The sequence below is a fragment of the Streptomyces inhibens genome, assembly GCF_022221585.1.
In the GTDB taxonomy this organism is placed as follows: Bacteria; Actinomycetota; Actinomycetes; order Streptomycetales; family Streptomycetaceae; genus Streptomyces; species Streptomyces inhibens.
This window is the reverse complement of the sequence record NZ_CP084681.1, coordinates 8,669,207-8,684,670: the sequence shown is the minus strand read 5'-3', so window position 1 is coordinate 8,684,670 and position 15,464 is coordinate 8,669,207. Positions and strand designations below refer to the sequence as shown.

Genomic DNA, 15,464 nt, shown 5'->3' with positions numbered 1-15,464 from the left:
CTCCTGGCCAACCATCAGGCGACAAACGAATGCCGCATCTCCGCCTCCGCCGGCGCACCCGTCGCGACCAGTCGCGCGGCACCGGCCAGCCGAACCGCGGCCTCGTCGGCGACCGCCCCGTTGACCGTGAACGGCAGCCGCACAAAGCCCTCGAAGGCGCCGTCCACGCCGAACCGCGGACCGGAGGGTACCCGCACCCCGAGCCGCTCCCCCGCCTCCGCGATCCGGGAGCCGGAGAGTCCGCCGGTACGCGCCCACAGCGTGAGACCGCCGCGGGGGACGCTGAACTCCCAGTCGGGGAGGTGCCGGCGGAGTGCGGCGACGATCGCATCGCGGTTCTCGCGGGCCTGGTCGCGGCGGATGCCGATGGCCTGTTCCCAGCCGCCGTTCTCCAGGAGCGAGGCGATGGCGAGCTGCTCCAGGACCGGCGAGCCCAGGTCGGAGTACGCGCGGGCGGCGACCAGGCTGCGGATGATGTCGGGCGCGGCGCGCACCCAGCCGATCCGCATCCCGGCCCAGAACGCCTTGCTCGCCGAGCCGACGGTGATCACGGCGCTGCCCGCGGGGTCGAACGCGCAGACCGGGCGGGGCGGTTCGGCGTCCTCGTCCAGCTGGAGCTCGGTCATGGTCTCGTCGACGACGAGGAGTGTGCCGGCCGACCGTGCGGCATCGACCAGGCGGCGGCGCTGCTCCTCGGTGGCGAGGGTGCCGGTGGGGTTGTGGAAGTCGGCGACGACATATGCCATCCGCGGGGCGGCGTCGCGCATCACCTGGCGCCAGGCCGGGATGTCCCAGCCGGCCAGCCGCTCGCCGAGGGCGACCGGGACGAGCCGGGCACCGGCGTCCCGCATCAGCTGGAGGATGTTGGCGTAGGACGGGGAGTCGACGGCCACCCGCTCGCCGGGGCTCGTACACAGGCGGCAGATCGCGGCGACGGCGCCCATCGCGCCCGTGGTCACCATGATCTGTTCGGGCATGGTGGGGATACCGCGGGCGGTGTAGCGGTCGGCGAGGGCCTGGCGCAGTACGGGCAGGCCGGCGGGGTAGTCGCCGTGGGTGTGGGCGTAGAGCGGGAGGCCGGCCATCGCGCCCTGGACGGCGCGGGTGAGCCAGGGTTCGGGGGCCGGGAGGGCGGCACAGCCGAGGTCGATCATGGAACCGGCGGCCTCGGGGGGCAGCGGTTCCAGGCCACGGGTGGGCAGCGGGTTGCCAGCCGGGACGGCGGTCCAGCTGCCGGAGCCGCGCCGGGACTCCAGGAACCCCTCGGCGCGCAGCGCTTCGTAGGCGGCGGCGACGGTGGTGCGGCTGACGCCGAAGGCGGCGGCCAGCTCACGTTCGGCAGGCAGCCGGGCGGCGACCGGCACCCGGCCTTCCAGTACGAGGAGGCGTACGCCGTCGGCGAGGCTGCGGTAGGCGGGCAACCGGCGGCCACCGGCCGCGAGTTGGGCGTCGCGCGGATCCTGCGACCGGAGCAGCCGGGCGAGTTGGGGCGCACCTACCGCTGAAGTCCACTGAGCCATGAAGATCAGTCCACCTTCCCCGAATTGGCTCTACTTCGCGAGCCCGGTCACGCCACATGGTGTCATGCGTCGGTCCAATCCTGCCAGGAGGGGGAAAAGTCGTGTCAATGATCAGGCCCGATTCCATAACAAGGGGAGTCGGCTCGGGGAGAGGATTGCTGGCGCGCCGGCTGGTTCAGCTCTATACGGGACTGACGCTGTACGGCGTGAGCATGGGGCTGATGCTGCGCGCCGAGCTGGGCCTGGAGCCCTGGAGCGTACTGAACCAGGGCATATCCCGTCATACGGGGCTGTCGATCGGCACCGTCACCATCGTCTCCGGCGCACTGATCCTGCTGCTGTGGATCCCGCTGCGCCAGCGCCCCGGCCTGGGCACGGTGTCGAACGTGGTGATCCTCGGGGCGGTGATGGACGCGACACTGGCCTGGGTGCCGGAGCTCGACTCGCTCGGTGCCCGTATTCCACTGCTGGCGTTCGCCGTCCTCCTCAACGGCGTGGCGACCGGCCTGTACCTCTCCGCCCGCTTCGGCGCGGGGCCGCGCGACGGGCTGATGACCGGGCTGCACCAGCGGACCGGTCGCCCCGTGCGCCTGGTGCGGACCTGCATCGAGGTGACGGTGCTCGCGTCCGGCTTCCTGCTCGGCGGGTCCGTCGGGGCCGGCACGGTGGTCTATGCGCTGGCCATCGGGCCGATGGCGCAGTTCTTTCTGCGCCGCTTCGCGATCAAGGGCCTGCCCGAGCAGCCGTCCCGGGTGGTGGCCGGCAAAGTCCCTTCACCTGAGCGCGCAATACTGCCGGAGTGACCCCAGCGATACGCATCCGCCACGCCTATCTCGACCACCCCACGCCGCTCCCCTTCGCCCACCGGGGCGGGGCCGCGGACGGCCTGGAGAACACCTCCATCGCCTTCCGCCGCGCGGTCGACCTCGGCTACCGCTATCTGGAGACCGATGTGCATGCCACCTCGGACGGACAGCTGGTCGCCTTCCACGACGCGACGCTCGATCGCGTCACCGACACCCGCGGCGCGATCGCGCAGCTTCCGTGGCGGGCGGTGCGCCAGGCCCGGGTCGGCGGCCGGGAGCCGCTGCCGCTGTTCGAGGAGCTGCTGGAGGAGTTCCCGGCGGCGCGCTGGAACGTCGACCTCAAGGCGGAGGCCGCGCTGGCGCCGCTGCTCGATCTGCTGCGCCGCACCAACGCCTGGGACCGGGTGTGTGTCGGCTCGTTCTCGGAGGCCCGGGTGGCGCGGGCGCAGCGGCTGGCCGGCGGGCGGATGGCGAGCTCGCTCGGCACCCGTGGCGTGGCCGGTCTGCGGATGCGCTCGTACGGCCGTGGCGTGCTGCCGCTCGACCGGCTGCTGGGTGCGGCGGTCCGGCGCAGCGCGATCTGCGTACAGGTCCCCGAGCGGCAGTCCGGCATCCCGGTAGTCGATCCGCTGTTCCTGCGCGCCGCGCACGCGCTGGGCATGCAGGTGCATGTCTGGACGATCAATGACGCGGATCGGATGAGGGCGCTGTTGGATCTTGGCGTCGATGGCATCATGACGGACCACATCGAGACGCTGCGCACGGTCCTGACCGAGCGGGGGTGCTGGGTCCAGGGCGCGTGAGAGCAGGCCTTCGGCGCCCTGCGCCCCTCGGCCGTCCGCCGCGATGACGGGGACGACACGACGGGGGTGGGCGTGGAGAGCGCACAGGCAGTGGCCGAGGCCGTGGACGAGGCGGCCGGCCGGCGCCGCGAACAGCGCGGCTGGTACTGGTACGACTGGGCAAACAGCGTCTACTCGACGACCGTGCTGTCGGTGTTCCTGGGGCCGTACCTGACATCGGTGGCGAACGCCGCGGCGGACGCGGACGGCTTTGTGCACCCCCTGGGCATTCCGGTGCGCGCGGGCTCCTTCTATGCGTACGCGGTCTCGACGTCGCTGCTGCTGTCGGTGCTGGCGATGCCGGTCGCCGGGGCGCTGGCCGACCGGACCGGCCGGAAGAAGCCGCTGCTGGGCTGCTGCGCGTACGCGGGCGCCGCGGCGACGACCGGGATGTTCTTCCTGGGCGGCGAGCGCTATCTGCTCGGCGGGGTGCTGCTGGTCATCGCGAATGTGTCGTTCGTGGTGTCGATGATGCTCTACAACTCCTTTCTGCCGCAGATCGCCGGGCCCGACGAACGCGATGACGTCTCCTCCCGGGGCTGGGCCTTTGGCTACGCGGCCGGGGCGCTGGTCCTGATAGCCAATCTGGTGCTCTACGGCGGCCACGACTCCTTCGGCGTCTCCGAGGGCACCGCGGTACGCATCTGCCTGGCGTCGGCGGGGCTGTGGTGGGGCGCGTTCTCGGTGATTCCGCTGCGGCGGCTGCGCGACCGGCGGGCGGCGGGCGGAGCGGGACCCGGCGGGGCCGGCGGCGCCGCCCTCGGCCAGGGGTGGCGGCAGCTGCGGGAGACGCTGCGCGATATGCGCCGCCACCCGCTCACGCTCTCCTTCCTGCTGGCCTATCTCATCTACAACGACGGGGTGCAGACGGTGATCACCCAGGCGTCCGTCTACGGCTCCCAGGAGCTGGAGCTGGACCAGACGACCCTGATCGTGGCGATCCTGCTGGTGCAGGTGCTGGCCGCGGTGGGCGCCCTGCTGATGGGACGCCTGGCCCGGCACTACGGCGCCCGGCGCACGATCCTGGGATCGCTGGTGGCCTGGACGCTGACGATCGCGGTCGGCTCCTTCCTGCCCGCGAAGGCGCCCGTGTGGTTCTTCGTGCTGGCCGTCGGCATCGGCCTGGTCCTGGGCGGTAGCCAGGCGCTGTCGCGTTCGCTGTTCTCGCATCTGGTGCCGCGCGGCAAGGAGGCGGAGTACTTCTCCGCGTACGAGATGAGCGACCGGGGCGTGAGCTGGCTGGGGCCGCTGGTGTTCGGGGTGACCTACCAGCTGACCGGGAGCTACCGGGGCGCGATCGTGTCCCTGGTGGCGTTCTTCTTGGTCGGTTTTGTCCTGTTGGCGAGGGTGCCGGTGGGGCGGGCGATCGCGGCGGCCGGAAATCCGGTACCTGACCGGATTTAGTCCCAGGGCGTGCGGGCCGGTAGTGTACGCCTTTGGCTCACCAGGCGGACCGTTACTGCGCGCTCAACGATGGAAGGCGCTGGGTGACATCTGCTGCCAGATGTGACAAACCGGGCGCTGGTGGGTACAACAAGGGGCGGCACGACGGGCGACGCATGTCCCAATTACGGGAATCTTCACCGCCGACCGGACGTTGACCGGATGACGACGACAGCGACACCTGTCCTGTGGGCGACAAGCCCGGGAGGCACGATTCATGAGTGAGCGAGCTCTCCGCGGCACGCGACTCGTGGTGACCAGCTACGAGACCGACCGCGGCATCGACCTGGCCCCGCGCCAGGCGGTGGAGTACGCATGCCAGAACGGACATCGATTTGAGATGCCGTTCTCGGTTGAGGCCGAGATTCCGCCGGAGTGGGAGTGCAAGGTATGTGGTGCACCCTCTCTTCTGGTGGATGGCGACGGCCCCGAGGAGAAGAAGGGTAAGCCCGCGCGTACGCACTGGGACATGCTCATGGAGCGGCGCACCCGCGAGGAGCTCGAGGAGGTACTGGCCGAACGGCTGGCCGTCCTGCGCTCCGGCACCATGAACATTGCCGTGCATCCGCGCGACAGCAACCGCAAGTCCGCCTGACAACGGACTGCGCCGAGCAGCACGCAAGGGCCGGGGCCACTGCACTTCGCAGTGGCCCCGGCCCTTGTGCGTGTGCGGGCCCTGAGCCGGGCCCCGGCGCCCTCAGCCGGTCAGCGGCGGATCCTGGCGGCGCGGGGACGGCGGCTGGTCATCGCGTATCACCTCGCCCTGGACGACCTTGCCGTCCGGCCGGTGCATCCTGGCCTGCTGGAAAGCGTCGCCGAACGAGCCCGGGGCGTAGGACGCCCGCCGGGTCAGCAGCTTCTCGGCGCGGCGCTGGATCAGCTTCCCCGTCGGCGGGAAGAGGCAGAGCAGCCCCAGTACGTCGGACAGCAGCCCCGGCACCATCAGCAGCAGCCCGCCGGCCATCGGCACCGTATTGCCGCTGCCGGACTGCCGCTCCCCCGATGACGCGGGCTTCCGTGGAGCCGACGGGTCGCTCTCGGCCTGAAAGCTCTCGGTGAGGTTCTGCCAGGCGCGCCGGCCGGCCCGCTTGATCGCATAGCCGCCGACGATCACTCCCGCGACCAGCAGCAGAAAGACCGTCAGGCCGTTGGTGGCCCCCGCGACCACGGTCAGCAGCCAGATCTCCAGCACCATCCAGGCGGCGATGCCCAAGGGGATGAACCGGCGGGCGCGCGAGCGCTGGGGCGGGCGGGGACTCGGCGATGGCGTGGCTGCGAACGTCATGCCTCAAGTGTGCCTGGCACGCCTCTCCGCAGGCCCTGAGGGTCGCGCGAGGGATCAGCTCGAAGCCACCGGGCGCACCGGGCCCGGCCTCAGCGGCCGCGGATCTTGTCCACCCGGGAGCCGACACCCCAGGCCGTGACCCGCCACAGCGCCTCCACGACGATGTCGCGGCTCATCTTGCTGTCGCCCAGCTCCCGCTCGACGAAGGTGATCGGCACCTCGACGACGTGGTAGCCGGCCTGCACGGCGCGACGGGCGAGGTCGACCTGGAAGCAGTAGCCCTGGGAGGCCACCTCGTCCAGGCCCAGGCCCTTGAGGGCCTCCGCGCGAAAGGCGCGGTAGCCGCCGGTGACATCGCGGATCGGGACGTCCAGCAGCACACGGGAGTAGGTGCTGCCACCGCGGGAGAGGAACTCGCGGTACTTGGGCCAGTTCACCACCCGGCCGCCGGGCACCCAGCGCGATCCGAGGACGAGATCGGCGCCCTTGAGGGCGGTGAGCAGCCGCGGCAGCTCCTCGGGCTGGTGGGAGCCGTCGGCGTCCATCTCGACCAGCACGCCGTAGCCGTTCTCGATGCCCCACCGGAAGCCCGCGAGGTAGGCGGCGCCGAGGCCTTCCTTGCCCTTGCGGTGCAGGACGTGGACCTGCTCGTCGGCGACGGCCAGCTCATCGGCGAGCTTGCCGGTGCCGTCGGGGCTGTTGTCGTCCGCGACGAGGACATGCGCCTCGGGAACGGCGGACCGCACCCGCGAGACGATCGGCTTGATGTTCTCCGCCTCGTTGTACGTCGGAATGATCACCAACGTGGTGCCGAGCGGACCGTACTGCCGCTGACCGTCTGTCACTGCTGCCCCTTCTCGTCCTTCGTACGTCCGCGCCGGCCGCCGACCACGGCGGCGGCACAGGACAGAAGTCCCACGATAGCGAGCGCCCACTCGGGTGCCGCACCGACGCGGTCGGCGAGCGTCGTTTCGTCACGCAGAGGAATGCGCGCGGAAACCACGCCCTGGGTGAATTCGGGGATCTGGTGGGTGACCTTGCCGTCCGGGGCGACCACCGCGCTGATTCCGCTGGTGGCCGCGGTGACCACGGCCCGGCCGTGCTCGACGGCGCGCAGCTTGGACATGGCCAGCTGCTGTTCGGGCTGACCGGTGCGGCCGTAGGTGGCGTTGTTGGTCTGGATGACCAGGGCGCGGGCGCCGGCGTCGACGGTGTCGTGCACGATCTCGTCGTAGGCGACCTCGAAGCAGATCACGTCGCCGAGCTTGGCGGGGCCGACGTTGAGCACGCCGGTGTGGTCGCCGGGGTAGAAGTCGCGGGGCACCCGCTGGAACCGCGTGATGATCTTGCTGAGCTGCTCCCGGAACGGTACGTACTCACCGAACGGCACCGGATGCTGCTTGGTGTACGAGGCGCCCGGCCCCTTCTTCGGGTCCCAGACGATGCCCTCGTTGAAGACATAGCCCTTCTTGGAGGGATGGTCGACGAGGGCCCCGACGAGCACGGGCACGCCGATCGACTTCACGGCCTCGTCGATCCGGTCGTAGGCCTGCGGGTACTGGAACGGGTCGAGGTCGGAGGAGTTCTCCGGCCAGATCACCAGATCGGGCTTCTTGGCCCGGCCGGCCTTGATGTCGGCGGCGAGCTTCTCGGTGGCCGTGGCGTGGTTGTCGAGGATCCTCATCGGGCGGCCCAGGAAGTCCATGCCGGGCTGCTGGACATTGCCCTGGACGACGGCGATGTCGACGGTGTCGTCGGCCTTCGTGGGAACGGGGACGGCCGCGCCGGCCAGGGTGACCGCGGCGGCCAGCCCGAACGCTTCCAGCGCCGGGACGGCCCGGTTCAGCGACCCCTTCTCGCGCAGCCCCCACAGGGCGGCGGCGCAGGCGGCCAGCAGCGCGCCGGTCAGCGCGACGGCGAAGGTCACCAACGGGGCGCCGCCGAGCGCGGCGAGCGGGGTGAACGGCGAGCCGGTGTTGGCGAAGGCCAGCCGGCCCCAGGGGAAGCCGCCGAACGGGAGGCGGTCGCGGGCCCACTCCTGCGCGACCCACAGGCAGGCGGCCCACACCGGCCAGACCGGCAGCCGGGAGGTGCCGGCGAGGGCCGCGCCCAGCAGCGTCACGAAGAGCGCCTCGGCGACCGAGAGGCCGACCACCGCGTCCCAGCCGACGACATGCAGCCACTTCAGCAGGATCAGAAAGAACGGCAGCCCGAAGGCGAAGCCGGTCCAGGCGCCCTGCCGGACGGTCCGGCCCCGGGTCAGCAGCGACAGCGCGGCCACCGCCACCAGCGACAGCGGCCACAGGTCGTACGGCGGGAAGGCCAGACCCAGCGCGATGCCGGAGACGACCGCGAGGCCGGTACGCAGCGCCTCGCGGCGGGCGAGTGCGCCCGTCCGCCGGAGGCGTCCGGGGCGCCGGGGCGCGGCCGTGGAGCCGGTCTCGGCGGACGGCACCGGGCCGTCGGGCGAGGTGCCGCTGACGGCTTCTTCGGTGGTGTCGGAACCCGATGGCACGGTCGCGGGCCTTCCTGCAGGTCGTGCGGTGGTCAGCTGACCGTACATCGGACGACCGGTAATGCGGATGCGGGGTGCACAAAAGGTGAAGGGCCCGGCGGAAAGGTGCGGGCGGGCCGCGGCGGGGTGCGGATAGGGGCCCGGCGCCCTTCGGGCCGACCTGGGACCCGCTGGCTGCGGGTCGACCGAAAGCCGTTGTCTACTGAGCATCCGGGCCCCACCCGGGTCGCACCTTCCCCCAAGCTCTCAAGGAGCAGGGAGGGACCCCCATCCGGCCGAAACACTCCGTTGTCCCGTGCCGCTGGTGCTGGACCTGGCTCCCAGTGGCGGTGTGCCGGTGTGGCGCACCGCCCCATGGCCCAGCTGCGTTCGACGACTGCGCGGAGGTCTCCCGATCGGACGTCCTGTGGTGGACTCGGCCGAACCTACCGGCCGCCGACCGCCTGCTGTCAACAGGTGCTCCAACTGCGCCGATTTCGCGTCGTCCCAGGTCAGCAGCGAGCACCCCTTGGTGGGCCGAGTAGCGGCAAGCACGTCCCCCGACGGCACGAGCCCGCGCGATGTCACTCGTTCGGCCGCCCGAAGACCGTTCGTCCGCCGACGACCGTGCTCAGGCACACCGGAAGCTCGTTGCCGGGGGTGAGATCGGGCAGGCCGGGGGTGCCGGAGCGGGGGTCGGTGGACCAGCGCTCCACCCGCTCGTCGGGCGCCTGGACGATCAGCTCGCCGGTGCGCCAGACCGCGTAGTCGGCAGGGGCGCCGGGCACCAGGACGCCCGCGTCGTCCCGGCCGACGGCCCGCCAGCCGCCGCGGGTGTGGGCGGTGAAGGCGGCGCGGGCGGAGATGCCGTGGGCGCGGGTGCGGTGGAAGACGGCGGCCCGCACGGTGCCCCAGGGGTCGAGCGGGGTGACCGGGCTGTCGGACCCGAGGGCGAGCGGCACACCGGCCTTGAGCAGCGCGGCGTACGGGTTGAGGGTGCGGGCCCGGTCGGCGCCCAGGCGGGCGGCGTACATGCCGTTCTCGCCGCCCCAGGCCGCGTCGAAGGCGGGCTGGACGGAGGCGGTCAGGGCCAGGTCGGCGAAGCCGGCGATGGTGCGCTCGGTGAGCATTTCGGCGTGCTCGACGCGGTGCCGGGCGGCGCGGATCCGATCGAGGCCGATGCGCTCGGCGGCGGCCCGTACGCCGTCGACGACGCTGGTGAGGGCGGCGTCGCCGATGGCGTGGAAGCCGGCCTGGAGCCCGGCCTCGGTGCAGGCGGCGACATGGGCGGCGACGGCGTCCGCGTCGAGGTGCGCGGCACCGGTGTGGCTGGGGGTCCCCCCGGCGGAGCTGGGGGAGTCCGCGTACGGGGCGTGCAGGTGGGCGGTGTGCGAGCCCAGCGAGCCGTCGACGAAGAGGTCCCCGGCCGCGCCGATGGCCCCGAGCTCACGGATCCGCTCGGCGTCCTTTGCTGATGCGACCAACTCGGCCCAGTAGCCCACCACCCGCGGGCCGTTGCCCTCCGCGGCGAGGGCGAGCAGCGCCGTGAAGTCGTCCTCGCCGGAGATGTCCGGACCCGCGCATTCGTGGACGCTGCCGATGCCGAGGGAGGCGGCGCGGGCGAGCGCGGCGGCCTGCGCCTCGGCGCGCTGGGCCGGGGTGACGGTGGCGTACGCGGCCTTGCGCACGGCGTGGTGGGCGTCATCGGTCAGCGGGGCGTCGGCGTGGAACCCGGACCGCTCGCGGATGCCGGGGACCAGGTCGAGCAGTGCCGTCGTGACGACCGCGGAGTGCACATCGACGCGGGTGAGGTAGAGGGGACGGCCGCCGCTGGCCTCGTCCAGCTCGGCGCGGGACGGCGGGCGCCCCTCGGGCCAGGCGCTGGCGTCCCAGCCGTGCCCGAGCAGGATCCGGTCCGACGGGCGGGCGTCCGCGTACCGGCGGATCCGGGCCAGCGCGTCGGACAGGGTGCCGGCACCGGCCAGGTCGAGCCCGGTGAGCGCGAGCCCGGTCGCCGTGGTGTGCACATGTGCGTCCGTGAACGCGGGGGTGACGAGCGCGCCGTCGAGCTGCACGACCTCGTCCACTCCACCGGCGAACGAATCGGCCGCGCCCTCCTCCCCCACCCAGGCGATGCGGTCACCCTCCACGACCATGGCGGTGGCGAAGGGGTCCGCGGGGCTGTGCACCTCACCGCCGCGCAGCAGGACGGTACGGGTATGGGCCGGGTCGGGGATGTGCTCGCTCATACCGGACAGTTTGGCTCCTGTGCGCTGATGGACCGCGCGCGGGGGGCGATTGCCGGTCAGATGCGGGGCGGCCGGGCCTCGTAGGGGGTGGAGAGCACAACCGTGGTGCGGGTCGAGACTCCGGCCAGGGTGCGGATGCGGGTGAGCAGGTGCTCCAGCTCCAGCGGCGTGGCGACCCGGACCTTGAGGATGTAGTTCTCGTCGCCGGCGACGCTGTGACAGGCCTCCAGCTCGGGGACCTCGGCCAGGCGGTCGGAGATGTCGTCCGGCGCGCTGGGGTCGAAGGGTTTGACCGAGATGAAGGCGGTGAGCGGCAGGCCCACGGCTTCGGGGTCGACTATGGCGGCATAGCCCCGGATGACACCGCGCTGCTCGAGACGGCGCACCCGCTGGTGCACCGCCGAGGTGGACAGGCCGGTGGCCTTGCCCAGGTCGGTGTAGCTCATCCGCCCGTCCTTGACGAGCAGATCCACGATTTGTCGGTCCAACTCCTCCACCCGTTCAACCTACTGCGCGCGGGCGCGTGTGCGCACCGCGCGCCGGATCGTGGACACCCTCGCGCCGGGTCATGTGACCAATGCCACACGAGTGAACCGGTGTCCGACGGGCGCCGGCGATTATGCGCGCGGCATGAAGGGAATTGCTGCTGGTGGCCAGGACCGCCCGTCACAGGAAGTCAGCGATCCGATCGGCCCACCCGAGGGGGATGGACATCATGCGACGCCTTGAGCAGGACTCCGCTGCCGCGAACATCGGCGCCCAGGAGGGCGACAGTCTCGGCTTCTCCGGCGACGACGGTGCGTACGACGCGTTCGAGACCTTTGAGATCTACCGGGTGACCTGCCCCGACTGCCTGCAGCCGATCGCGCTGCTGGCGGACGAGGACACCCTCCCTGAGCACGCGCTGTGCCCCACGCCGTGGAACCCGTTCGGCCTGACGGTCTGCCAGGGTTCCGGCCGGCAGGTGTCCGAGGCACCGGAGACCGAAGACACCCTCGACGCCCAGGAGCAGGACGCCGCCATGCTGCTGACGCTCCCGGAGAGCCTGGACTGGCGCCGTCAGCCCTTCTCGCACATCGGCGGGCCGGGCACGCGCCCGATCCGGGTACCGCAGATGCGCCGCAGCGCCTGAGAGCGGGCCTGCTGACCCCGTAGGGCCGCCGCTCAGGTCTTCACCGACAGCGGCCCTCGATCATCGCCTCCAGGGTCTCCCTGTGGAGGATCAGCGCATCAGCGTCGGCCGGGACCAGCACCTCACCGAAGTGGACCTGGCGACAGGCGACCCGGAGCACGGCGATGGCGCGCCGCAGGGCCGCGTAGAGGGTGTGGAACTCCATGTCGCGGGGGCATGCCCGGTGAGTCGGGCATAGCGGAGTACTGCCGACGGGGTGCAGGACGCTGCCGGGACCGGGAGTGGCGAGGAAGTCGTCCGTACCGGGCGGGACTTGGTCGTACAGACGGGCGAGGGCCTTGACGCCGGCGGCTCCTCCTGGGCGCGCGGCCGCCAGAGCATCACCCGGGGGCTGGTCCCGTGGCGGGAGTTGACGGTACGTCAGCTCGAATGGCCGGCCGGACCCGCAAGAAACGTAGGGGGCGGAAGGCTACTTCGCCTGTTACCGTCACCAGGTCGACGCTGACCTGCCCCTTGCCCCTTGCCCCTCGGAGCCACGATGACCTCACCAGTCCTGCACTGTCTGCGCTGTGGCCGCGCCGCGGCGGCCGGGGGAGCACGCTTCGACGGCTGCCGGGCCTGCGCCGCAGAGGGCATCGGCGTCAATACGATGCCGTCGCTCGCGGATCTGCGCGGAGTGGACCTCGCCGCGTACCGGGGCGGGCCGTGGGGCCTGCCGGCGGCGCTCCCGGCGTCCGGCCCGCCGATCACCCTGGGCGAGGGCAACACCCCGGTCGTCCGGCTGCGCAGGGACCCGGAGCGCGCTCAAGAGGGCCATCCGGTGGGCGAGTTGTGGCTGAAGTACGAGGGCGGGAACCCGACCGGTTCGCACAAGGACCGGGCGATGGCCGTCGGCCTGGCCGCGGCGGTGGCGGCCGGCGCCGACACGGTGGTCGCCGCGTCTTCCGGCAACGCCGGTGCGGCGGCCGCGGCATACGCGGCGCGGGCCGGGCTGCGGTGTGTGGTGTTCACCAACGAGGCGGTGCCGGCGGGGCTGCGGGCCCAGATCGATGCACTGGGCGCCGAGCGGGTGGTCCACCGGGGCACCGCCGCCGAACGGAACGCGGCGATGGCCCGGGCCGTCGAGGAGCGCGGCTGGTACCCGCTGACCAGCTACTCCTCGCCCTCGCCCGGCGGGAATCCATACGCCAACGAGGGGTACAAGTCGGTCGCCTACGAGCTGGCACGGGACTTCTCCGGGCGGCGGATCGACACGGTGGTCGTGCCCACCAGCCGCGGGGATCTGCTGGCCGGAATCGGCCGTGGCTTCCGGGAGTTGGCGACCGCGGGCCTGATCGCACGGGAGCCCCGGCTGGTGGCCGCCGAGCCCGCGGCGTCGGCTCCGTACACCGCCGCGCTGCGCCACCCGGACCGCGCCGACCAGGAGCGTACGCGGGTGGTGGACGGGCCGACGGTGGCGTTCTCGCTCGGCGAGGAGCGGCCGTGCTGGCAGGGGCTGGACGCGCTGTGGCGCAGCTCGGGCACGGCGATGGCGGTGGGGGAAGACGCGATCATGGCGGAATATCGACGGTTGGCCACCGAGGGGCTGATCGTGGAGCCGTCGTCGGCGGTCGGGGTCGCGGTGGCGCGTGAGCTGGTGGGCGACCCGGAAACCCTGGTGGTCGCCATCGGGACGGCGACGGGGATGAAGGGGCTGGGCGGCTGAGGCGGGCTTCCGAACCCGCTGGGCGACTGAGGCGGGCTTCCGACCCCGCTGAGCGGCTGGAGGCGGGCTTCCGACCCCGCTGAGCGGCTGGAGGCGGGCTTCCGACCCCGCTGAGCGGCTGGAGGCGGGCTTCCGACCCCGCTGAGCGGCTGGAGGCGGGCTTCCGAGTCTGCTGCGCGGCGGTTGGACGATACGTGGGCTACCGTGATCGCGGCGCCCCGCGACGAGCCGCCATGGTGCCCGCGAGGGCGACCGCCGGGAGAAACGGTGAGGCGGGCCGGGGTCCCCGGGCCCGCCTCTCCCCCTCAGCGTGTTTCGGGGCCCGCGAGGTGGCGGGCGATGACCATCCGCTGGATCTGGTTGGTGCCCTCGACGATCTGCAGGACCTTGGCCTCGCGCATATAGCGCTCGGCGGGGAAGTCGAGGGTGTAGCCGTAGCCGCCGAGGAGCTGGACGGCGTCGGTGGTCACCCGCATCGCGGCGTCCGTGCAGAAGAGCTTGGACATCGCCGCTTCCTTGGAGAACGGCCGGCCGGCGTCGCGCAGCCGGGCGGCGGTGAGATACAGCGCGCGGCCGGCCTCGATCTGGGTGGCCATGTCGGCCAGCATGAAGCGCAGGCCCTGGAAGTCGACGATCGGGCGGCCGAATTGCTGTCGCTCGGAGGTGTACGAGAGCGCCTCGTCCAGCGCCGCCTGGGCGAGGCCGATGGCGCAGGCCGCGATGCCCAGGCGCCCGGAGTCCAGGGCGGAGAGGGCGATGGCGAAGCCCTGACCTTCGTCGCCGATGCGGCGGGAGTCGGGGACGCGTACGCCGTCGAAGTGCAGCTGGGCCGTCGGGGAGCCCTTCATGCCCATCTTGCGTTCGGGCGCCGCGGCGCTGAGTCCCTCGGCGTCCCCGGGGACCAGGAAGGCGGTGATGCCGTGGGCGCCGGTGCCGCCGGTGCGCGCCAGCACGGTGTAGAAGTCGGCCGCGCCGCCGTGGGTGGTCCACGCCTTGGTGCCGTTCAGCGTCCAGGTGTCGCCCTCACGGGTCGCCCGGGTGGTCAGCGAGGCGGCGTCGGAGCCCGAGGAGGGCTCGGAGAGGCAGTACGCGCCGAGGAGCCCGCCGCCGAGCATGTCGGGAAGGTGTTCGGCGCGCTGCTGCTTGGTGCCGTATCCGGCGAGGGCGTGGCAGGCGAGGGTGTGCACGCTGACGCCGAGGCCGACGGTGAGCCGGGCGGCCGCGAGCTCCTCCAGGACCTGGAGGTAGACCTCGTAGGGCTGGCCGCCGCCACCGAATTCCTCGTCGTAGGGCAGCGAGAGCAGTCCGGATTCCGACAGCAGGGTGAAGGTCTCGCGCGGGAAGTGGCCGGCGTCCTCCTCCTCGGCCGCCGTCGGCCTGATCTCGCGCTCGGCGAGCTCGCGTACGAGTGTCATCAGGTCGCGGGCTTCCTCCGTGGGCAGCCTGCGGTCCACCGGCCGGGGGCCGTACTCGGTCATGGCGGCGCTCTCCTCCCTGTCGGGCGCTGCGGCGACGCGCGCGCGGGGTGGGCGGCGGCGCCGGTTTCCGTAGTGCCACGCCGATGATCGCGTTCCGGGTCGCGGAAGGCGATGACCTGCGGCTGTGGCGCTAGGAGTATGCCCGATCGGAGGCCCCGCGTCACGGGTTGATCATCATCGGCTGTGGGGATCCGGCCCCGTACCGGCCGGTCATGAAATTGGTCCGAACCATTGACTCAGTGGTCTAGTCCTTCTACTTTCTCCCTCAACGTTCAACGCGTTCATGCCAATTCGGAACGCAGGTCAGGTCAGGCTCCACCCCTAGGGGTTGCCCGCAAAGTCCCGTCGTCCGCCCGGAGGGCGGGGCCCGCGGCGTCTGGTGCACTACGTTCGCTGCGCTCATTCCGTCTCGGCTCTTCGATCGTTCTTCGGAGGCCGAGCGCGATCGCAAGGCGGAGGGTCGTCCTCGTAGCGGGTCTACGTGGACGATCCGACAACGCAGCGAGCGCG

At 72.1% G+C, this 15,464-nt stretch carries 13 protein-coding genes and 1 pseudogene; 6 read left to right on the top strand and 8 right to left on the bottom strand.

Annotated features, from left to right (window positions below):
* Positions 1-14: 14 nt before the first annotated feature.
* Positions 15-1,520 (bottom strand): SCO1417 family PLP biosynthesis transcription factor, encoded by a 1,506-nt coding sequence (locus KI385_RS38870; protein WP_238576717.1) that lies wholly within the window; start codon positions 1,518-1,520, stop codon positions 15-17.
* A 107-nt stretch (positions 1,521-1,627) separates the two neighbouring features.
* Between KI385_RS38870 and yczE the strand changes: the two genes are divergently transcribed.
* The 4 genes from yczE to KI385_RS38850 all read left to right on the top strand — a co-directional run bounded on the left by yczE (position 1,628) and on the right by KI385_RS38850 (position 5,206).
* Positions 1,628-2,323, top strand: coding sequence for a membrane protein YczE (yczE, locus tag KI385_RS38865; RefSeq protein WP_238576716.1), 696 nt, complete (start codon positions 1,628-1,630; stop codon positions 2,321-2,323).
* Positions 2,320-3,129 carry a glycerophosphodiester phosphodiesterase family protein gene (locus tag KI385_RS38860; RefSeq protein WP_238576715.1) on the top strand — a complete coding sequence of 270 codons (810 nt, stop codon included), beginning with the start codon at positions 2,320-2,322 and terminating at the stop codon, positions 3,127-3,129. Before yczE ends, KI385_RS38860 begins: the two co-directional genes overlap by 4 nt.
* A gap of 72 nt (positions 3,130-3,201) precedes the next feature.
* Positions 3,202-4,572, top strand: coding sequence for an MFS transporter (locus tag KI385_RS38855; protein ID WP_425357027.1), 1,371 nt, complete (start codon positions 3,202-3,204; stop codon positions 4,570-4,572).
* Positions 4,573-4,828: 256 nt separating this feature from the next.
* Positions 4,829-5,206, top strand: a complete 378-nt coding sequence (locus tag KI385_RS38850) for an RNA polymerase-binding protein RbpA (RefSeq protein WP_026170122.1) — start codon at positions 4,829-4,831, stop codon at positions 5,204-5,206.
* A gap of 102 nt (positions 5,207-5,308) precedes the next feature.
* On the opposite strand, the gene fxsA is transcribed toward KI385_RS38850, so the two are convergent.
* The 5 genes from fxsA to KI385_RS38825 form a co-directional block, all read right to left on the bottom strand.
* Positions 5,309-5,896 carry an FxsA family membrane protein gene (fxsA, locus tag KI385_RS38845; RefSeq protein ID WP_238576713.1) on the bottom strand — a complete coding sequence of 196 codons (588 nt, stop codon included), beginning with the start codon at positions 5,894-5,896 and terminating at the stop codon, positions 5,309-5,311.
* Positions 5,897-5,985: 89 nt separating this feature from the next.
* On the bottom strand, positions 5,986-6,741 hold the full coding sequence (locus tag KI385_RS38840) for a polyprenol monophosphomannose synthase (protein ID WP_238576712.1): 756 nt from the start codon (positions 6,739-6,741) through the stop codon (positions 5,986-5,988).
* Entirely contained in the window at positions 6,738-8,411 is a 1,674-nt protein-coding gene (gene lnt, locus KI385_RS38835; RefSeq protein WP_238576711.1) for an apolipoprotein N-acyltransferase, read from the bottom strand. The genes KI385_RS38840 and lnt overlap by 4 nt, the downstream gene beginning before the upstream one ends.
* 563 nt (positions 8,412-8,974) lie before the next feature.
* On the bottom strand, positions 8,975-10,639 hold the full coding sequence (locus KI385_RS38830; protein ID WP_238576710.1) for an amidohydrolase: 1,665 nt from the start codon (positions 10,637-10,639) through the stop codon (positions 8,975-8,977).
* Positions 10,640-10,695: 56 nt separating this feature from the next.
* Positions 10,696-11,136, bottom strand: coding sequence for an Lrp/AsnC family transcriptional regulator (locus tag KI385_RS38825; RefSeq protein WP_043268198.1), 441 nt, complete (start codon positions 11,134-11,136; stop codon positions 10,696-10,698).
* A gap of 209 nt (positions 11,137-11,345) precedes the next feature.
* On the opposite strand from KI385_RS38825, the gene KI385_RS38820 reads away from it, so the two are divergent.
* Positions 11,346-11,771: a hypothetical protein gene (locus tag KI385_RS38820; RefSeq protein WP_238576709.1), complete on the top strand. Its 426-nt coding sequence runs from the start codon at positions 11,346-11,348 to the stop codon at positions 11,769-11,771.
* 40 nt (positions 11,772-11,811) lie between these two features.
* Here KI385_RS38820 and KI385_RS38815 read toward each other — a convergent pair.
* Positions 11,812-12,011, bottom strand: a pseudogene (locus tag KI385_RS38815) (phosphotransferase family protein); the annotation flags it as partial.
* Positions 12,012-12,309: 298 nt separating this feature from the next.
* Between KI385_RS38815 and KI385_RS38810 the strand changes: the two are divergent.
* Complete coding sequence (locus KI385_RS38810) at positions 12,310-13,476, top strand: pyridoxal-phosphate dependent enzyme (protein ID WP_238576708.1); 1,167 nt, start codon at positions 12,310-12,312, stop codon at positions 13,474-13,476.
* Positions 13,477-13,781: 305 nt separating this feature from the next.
* Here KI385_RS38810 and KI385_RS38805 read toward each other — a convergent pair whose 3' ends face one another.
* Positions 13,782-14,954: an acyl-CoA dehydrogenase family protein gene (locus KI385_RS38805; protein ID WP_238576707.1), complete on the bottom strand. Its 1,173-nt coding sequence runs from the start codon at positions 14,952-14,954 to the stop codon at positions 13,782-13,784.
* Positions 14,955-15,464: the final 510 nt, after the last annotated feature.

Bases quoted from the DNA above. Each gene is read 5' to 3' on its own strand.
- KI385_RS38870 (WP_238576717.1), bottom strand. From the start codon at position 1,520: ATGGCTCAGTGGACTTCAGCGGTAGGTGCGCCCCAACTCGCCCGGCTG.
- KI385_RS38805 (WP_238576707.1), bottom strand. From the start codon at position 14,954: ATGACCGAGTACGGCCCCCGGCCGGTGGACCGCAGGCTGCCCACGGAG.
- fxsA (WP_238576713.1), bottom strand. From the start codon at position 5,896: ATGACGTTCGCAGCCACGCCATCGCCGAGTCCCCGCCCGCCCCAGCGC.
- KI385_RS38850 (WP_026170122.1), top strand. From the start codon at position 4,829: ATGAGTGAGCGAGCTCTCCGCGGCACGCGACTCGTGGTGACCAGCTAC.
- KI385_RS38810 (WP_238576708.1), top strand. From the start codon at position 12,310: ATGACCTCACCAGTCCTGCACTGTCTGCGCTGTGGCCGCGCCGCGGCG.
- KI385_RS38820 (WP_238576709.1), top strand. From the start codon at position 11,346: ATGGACATCATGCGACGCCTTGAGCAGGACTCCGCTGCCGCGAACATC.
- KI385_RS38830 (WP_238576710.1), bottom strand. From the start codon at position 10,639: ATGAGCGAGCACATCCCCGACCCGGCCCATACCCGTACCGTCCTGCTG.
- yczE (WP_238576716.1), top strand. From the start codon at position 1,628: ATGATCAGGCCCGATTCCATAACAAGGGGAGTCGGCTCGGGGAGAGGA.